This window comes from Streptomyces niveus (assembly GCF_001723055.1).
Taxonomy (GTDB): domain Bacteria; phylum Actinomycetota; class Actinomycetes; order Streptomycetales; family Streptomycetaceae; genus Streptomyces; species Streptomyces niveus.
This window is the reverse complement of the sequence record NZ_MDCR01000533.1, coordinates 1-5459: the sequence shown is the minus strand read 5'-3', so window position 1 is coordinate 5459 and position 5459 is coordinate 1. Positions and strand designations below refer to the sequence as shown.

Sequence of the window (5459 nt, the reverse complement as noted above, 5' to 3'; positions counted from 1 at the left end):
CGTCCTCGGCGTCACCATCGTCGTCGCGGTGATCTCGCAGATCGGCGACATACTCGTCCAGCGCTACCTGCTGCCCGAGCCGGTGGACGTCGACCCGAACGCGAGCCCGACGGAAGCGCTGAACCAGGCCGTCGACGCGATGCAGTCCACCCTCATCGCACTCGCGCCGTCCCTGTTCATCACCATCATCGGCACGCTCTTCACGACGGCCGTACTGACCGTGGTCATCAGCCGCTCGGTGCTCGGCCGCAGCGTCACGCTGTCGGACGCCTGGCACGAGGCACGTCCCAGGCTGCTTCAACTGCTGGGCCTGACACTGCTGTTGCCCGTGATGGGCGCCGCCATCGTCACCGTCGGCATCCTGCCGGGCCTGCTGATCGGCTCCGGTGCCGGAATCGCGCTGACGATGCTCGGCGGACTGGCCTCCGTCGTCGTGCTGATCTGGCTGATGGTCAACTTCAGCCTCTCCTCGCCCGCCCTGATGCTGGAGCGGCAGAGCATCGTGGCGTCGATGCGCCGTTCCGCCAAGCTCGTGAAGGGCACCTGGTGGCGGATCTTCGGGATCCTGCTGCTGACGATGCTGCTCACGTTCGTCGTCTCCATGATCATCGCCGTGCCGTTCAGCCTCATCGCCATGGCGGTGGACGGCGACGGTCTCAGCGGCCTCCTCTCCGGTTCCGGTCCGGACTTCGGCTGGCCCTTCCTGATCATCACCGGTATCGGAACGGTGATCAGCACCTCCATCACCCTGCCGATCTCCGCGGGTGTCTCGGTGCTCCTGTACGTGGACCAGCGCATCCGGCGCGAAGCCCTGGACCTCGAACTCGCACGTGCCGCCGGCGTACCGGGCTACGGCTCCGAGCGGCCTGGCAACGACGCCCCCAGGGGCTGATGCGGTGTTCGGCACGGGGGGCACGGCGACGGCGTGGCTGACGGCGCGCACGAGCGAGGACATACCGGTGGACACCCCGCGTGTCCCCGCTCGTGAGGCCGCCGAGGACGAACTGTCCAAGCCGCTGTACCACGAGAACGACCCGAATCTGCTCCAGCGCGCGGCGGACCGCTTCTGGGAGTGGATCGGAGATCTCTTCAACTCCGTGGCCGGCTCGGGAGTGACGAGCCCGCTCGGCCTCGCCGTCATCGCGGTGATCGTGGTGGCGCTCGTCGCGGCCCTCTGGTGGCGGCTCGGCACCCCCCAACGCACCACCCGCCCCAAGGACGCGCTCTTCGACTCCGGCCCGCGCGGCGCCGCCGAACATCGCGCCAACGCCGAGGAACACGCGACCGCCGAACGCTGGAACCAGGCCGTCCAGGAACGGATGCGCGCCGTCGTCCGCTCGCTGGAGGAACGGGCCATCCTCGACCCGCGCCCGGGCCGTACGGCCGACGAGGCCGCCGCCGACGCCGGACGCGCGCTCCCCGAACACGCGACAGCCCTGCGCGCCGCCGCCAGAGCCTTCGACGACGTCACATACGGCGGACGGACGGCGGACCGGCAGACATACCTGCGCCTGCGCGAACTGGACCTCGGCCTGGAGAGCAGCAAACCCCAACTCAGCAGCGCCACCCAGGGAGCTGCCGAATGACCGGCGCCAAGACCGCCGCCACGCACCGGCCCACGACCAGCACCACCTCGATGTCGCCCAGCGCCCAGCAGATCTGGAGGCGGGTCCGAGGGCTGCTGCTCGCACTCGCCATCCTTCTCGCGGCCGGCATCGCCCTGGCGGCCGTACGCTCCGGCGACCAGCACGGCCGGCTCGACCCCCGCTCCGCCGACCCGCTGGGCAGCCGCGCCGTCGCCGAACTCCTCAAGGACCGCGGCGTCTCCACCCGGGTCGTCACCACTCTCGCCGAAGCGACAGAGGAGACCGGCCCGGACACCACCCTGGTCGTCACCCAGCCCAACCTGCTGACCTTCCGGCAGCAGCACACCTTGCAGGACGCGACGGAGATCTCCGGCGGCCGTACCGTCCTGCTGTCGCCCGGGCCGTTCTCGCTCGACATCCTGGCTCCGGGCGTCACCGCGGCCACCGACACCCCGGTGGACGCCCGGGAACCCCGCTGTTCCCTGCCCGCCGCACGCGACGCCGGTTCCGTCGACATCGGCGGATACCGCTACGCCACCGACCAGCCGAACGGCGACGCCTGTTACCCGACGGACGGACTGCCGTCCCTTCTCAGGGTCGATGCCCAGGCCGACGGCGACACCGTCCTGCTCGGCTCCCCCGATCTCCTCTACAACGAACGCCTCGCCAAGCAGGGCAACGCCTCGCTGGCCCTTCAACTCCTCGGCTCCCGGCCTCATATCGTCTGGTACCTCCCCTCACTCAGTGATCCCTCCGCCACCGAATCCGGCAACGGCAGTGGTGACGACAACAACGCTGACGGCACCGGCGGCCAGGGGGACGAGGACGGCGGAGGCAACGAGTCGAGCTTCCTCGATCTGATCCCCTCCGGCTGGCTCTGGGGCACTCTCCAACTCGCCCTCGCCGCCGTTCTCGCCGCCGTGTGGCGCTCCCGCCGGCTCGGCCCCGTGGTGGCCGAACGACTCCCGGTCGCCATCCGCGCCTCCGAGGCCACCGAGGGCCGCGCCCGCCTCTACCGCAGGGCCAACGCCCGCGACCGCGCCGCCTCGGTCCTCCGTACGGAGACCCGCACCCGCCTCGCATCCCTCCTCGGTGTTCCACCGTCCGAGGCCCACACCCCGGAGGCCCTCGTCCCCGCTGTCTCCGCTCAACTCCCCGACACCGCGCGGGATCTCCGCACGCTGCTCTTCGGCCCGGCGCCGGCCGACGATGCCGCTCTCATCCGCCTGACGGACCAACTCGACGCCCTCGAAAGAGAGGTACGCACCTCATGAGTGCCCCGACCCCCGAGACCGCTACGAACTCGGACAGCGCCCGCGCCTCCCTGGAGGCCCTGCGCGCCGAGATCGCGAAGGCCGTGGTCGGCCAGGACCCCGCCGTGACCGGACTTGTCGTCGCCCTGCTCTGCCGGGGCCACGTCCTCCTCGAAGGAGTCCCCGGCGTCGCGAAGACACTCCTGGTACGGGCTCTCGCCGCGTCTCTCGAACTCGACACCAAGCGCGTCCAGTTCACCCCCGACCTGATGCCGAGCGACGTGACAGGCTCCCTCGTCTATGACGCGCGCACAGCCGAGTTCTCGTTCCAGCCCGGCCCTGTCTTCACCAACCTGCTGCTCGCCGACGAGATCAACCGCACGCCGCCCAAGACCCAGTCGTCGCTGCTCGAAGCGATGGAGGAGCGCCAGGTCACGATCGACGGAACACCGCGGATGCTCCCCGATCCGTTCCTGGTCGCCGCCACGCAGAACCCGGTCGAGTACGAGGGCACCTATCCCCTCCCCGAAGCACAGCTCGACCGCTTCCTGCTGAAGCTGACAGTCCCCCTCCCGTCACGCGACGACGAGATCAGCGTCCTGACCCGTCACGCGGACGGCTTCAACCCACGCGACCTCCAGGCAGCGGGAGTACGCCCCGTCGCCGGCCCCGCCGACCTCGAAGCGGCACGCTCCGCGGTCGCCAAGACCTCCGTCTCCCCGGAGATAGCGGGCTACGTCGTCGATATCTGCCGTACCACTCGTGAGTCCCCCTCGCTCTCCCTCGGCGTCTCCCCGCGAGGCGCCACCGCTCTGCTCTCCACCGCCCGGGCCTGGGCCTGGCTCACCGGCCGCGACTACGTCACGCCGGACGACGTGAAAGCCCTGGCCCTACCCACCTTGCGGCACCGCGTCCAACTCCGTCCCGAGGCCGAGATGGAGGGAGTCACCGCGGACTCCGTCATCACCGCGATCCTCGCCCATGTCCCCGTACCCCGATGAGGCGATGAACCGTGGCCCTCACCGGACGAGCGGCACTCCTCGCCGCTCTCGGCTCGCTTCCCGTCGGTCTCCTCGCCCCTAGTTGGACGGGGATGCTGGCGGTCAACGCGCCCCTCTCACTCGCAATTCTGTGCGACTACTGCCTGGCCGCGCCAGTGCGAACGCTCCGGTTCACTCGAAGTGGTGATACCTCAGTTCGACTCGGCGAAAGTGCCGAAGTCCAGCTCACGGTCACCAACCCCGCACGCCGCACCCTGCGCGCCCACATCCGCGACGCCTGGCCCCCGAGCAGCTGGCCCACGGGCACCGAACAGGCCGCCTCCCGCCACGAGTTGACCGTCCCGCCCGGCGAGCGCCGACGCCTCGCCACACTCCTGCGCCCGACACGCCGCGGCGACAGGCACACGGAGCGAGTGACCGTACGCTCCTTCGGCCCGCTCGGCCTGGCGGCCCGCCAGGGAAACCACGACGTGCCGTGGACGGTACGCGTCCTGCCGCCCTTCACCAGCCGCAAGCATCTGCCGTCCAGACTCGCCCGCCTGCGCGAACTGGACGGCCGGACAAGCGTGCTCACCCGCGGCGAAGGCACCGAGTTCGACAGCCTCCGCCCCTATGTACCGGGAGACGACACCCGGTCCATCGACTGGCGCGCCACCGCACGCCAGTCGGCGGTGGCGATCCGTACCTGGCGCCCCGAGCGCGACCGCCACATCCTCGTCGTCCTCGACACCGGCCGTACCTCGGCCGGCCGCGTGGGCGACGTCCCTCGCCTCGACGCCGCGATGGACGCCACACTGCTCCTCACGGCACTCGCCGCCCGCGCCGGCGACCGGGTCGACCTCCTGGCGTACGACCGCCGGACACGCGCCCAGGTCCGAGGCCGCTCGGCGAGCGACGTACTGCCCGCGATGGTGAACGCACTGTCCACGCTGGAGCCCGAACTCGTCGAGACGGACGCCCGCGGCCTGGCCGCCACGGTCCTGAAGAGCGCCCCGCGCCGGTCACTCGTCGTACTGCTGACCAGTCTCGAAACGGCTCCGGTCGAGGAGGGGCTCCTGCCCGTCCTGCCTCAACTCACCCAGCGCCACACGGTCCTCGTCGCCTCGGTGGCCGACCCTCACGCCCAAGCCATGAGCACGGCACGCGGCTCGGTGGACGCGGTCTACGAGGCCGCCGCCGGGGGCCAGGCACAATCCCAGCGACGCCGTACATCGGAAAAACTCCAGCGCTACGGAGTCACGGTCGTCGACGCCGTTCCCGACTCCCTGGCGCCGGCACTGGCGGACGCATATCTGGCACTGAAGGCGGCGGGTCGCCTCTAACGATCGCGTACGGGAATGCCTGGGGGCTGCCTCGTACGTGAAAAAGCTCCCGAACGCAGAAATGCCTCAACCCCCGGACACAGTCCGGGGGTTGAGGCACAAAGGTTGTTCGGCGGCGTCCTACTCTCCCACAGGGTCCCCCCTGCAGTACCATCGGCGCTGAAAGGCTTAGCTTCCGGGTTCGGAATGTAACCGGGCGTTTCCCTAACGCAATGACCACCGAAACACTATGAAACTGTTGAACCTATCCGGGTGAAATCACGGATTGTTCGTTGTTTCAGAACTGACACAGTGGAC

Annotated in this window: 5 protein-coding genes and 1 rRNA gene; 5 read left to right on the top strand and 1 reads right to left on the bottom strand. The window is 69.9% G+C overall.

Going from position 1 to position 5459, the window contains the following annotated elements:
* The 5 genes from BHU15_RS40700 to BHU15_RS37355 all read left to right on the top strand — a co-directional run.
* On the top strand, positions 1–892 hold an 892-nt coding region (locus tag BHU15_RS40700), incomplete at its 5' end, for a DUF7847 domain-containing protein (RefSeq protein WP_069631132.1).
* Between the two features lie 4 nt (positions 893–896).
* Positions 897–1586 carry a DUF4129 domain-containing protein gene (locus BHU15_RS37370; RefSeq protein WP_069631131.1) on the top strand — a complete coding sequence of 230 codons (690 nt, stop codon included), beginning with the start codon at positions 897–899 and terminating at the stop codon, positions 1584–1586.
* On the top strand, positions 1583–2860 hold the full coding sequence (locus tag BHU15_RS37365) for a DUF4350 domain-containing protein (RefSeq protein WP_069631130.1): 1278 nt from the start codon (positions 1583–1585) through the stop codon (positions 2858–2860). Before BHU15_RS37370 ends, BHU15_RS37365 begins: the two co-directional genes overlap by 4 nt.
* Positions 2857–3840, top strand: a complete 984-nt coding sequence (locus BHU15_RS37360; protein ID WP_023541336.1) for an AAA family ATPase — start codon at positions 2857–2859, stop codon at positions 3838–3840. The genes BHU15_RS37365 and BHU15_RS37360 overlap by 4 nt, the downstream gene beginning before the upstream one ends.
* 11 nt (positions 3841–3851) lie before the next feature.
* Complete coding sequence (locus tag BHU15_RS37355; protein ID WP_069631129.1) at positions 3852–5162, top strand: DUF58 domain-containing protein; 1311 nt, start codon at positions 3852–3854, stop codon at positions 5160–5162.
* 107 nt (positions 5163–5269) lie between these two features.
* Here the strand turns inward: BHU15_RS37355 and rrf are convergent.
* Positions 5270–5386 (bottom strand): 5S ribosomal RNA (rrf, locus tag BHU15_RS37350).
* Between the last annotated feature and the right edge of the window lie 73 nt (positions 5387–5459).

Bases quoted from the DNA above. Each gene is read 5' to 3' on its own strand.
- BHU15_RS37365 (WP_069631130.1), top strand. From the start codon at position 1,583: ATGACCGGCGCCAAGACCGCCGCCACGCACCGGCCCACGACCAGCACC.
- BHU15_RS37360 (WP_023541336.1), top strand. From the start codon at position 2,857: ATGAGTGCCCCGACCCCCGAGACCGCTACGAACTCGGACAGCGCCCGC.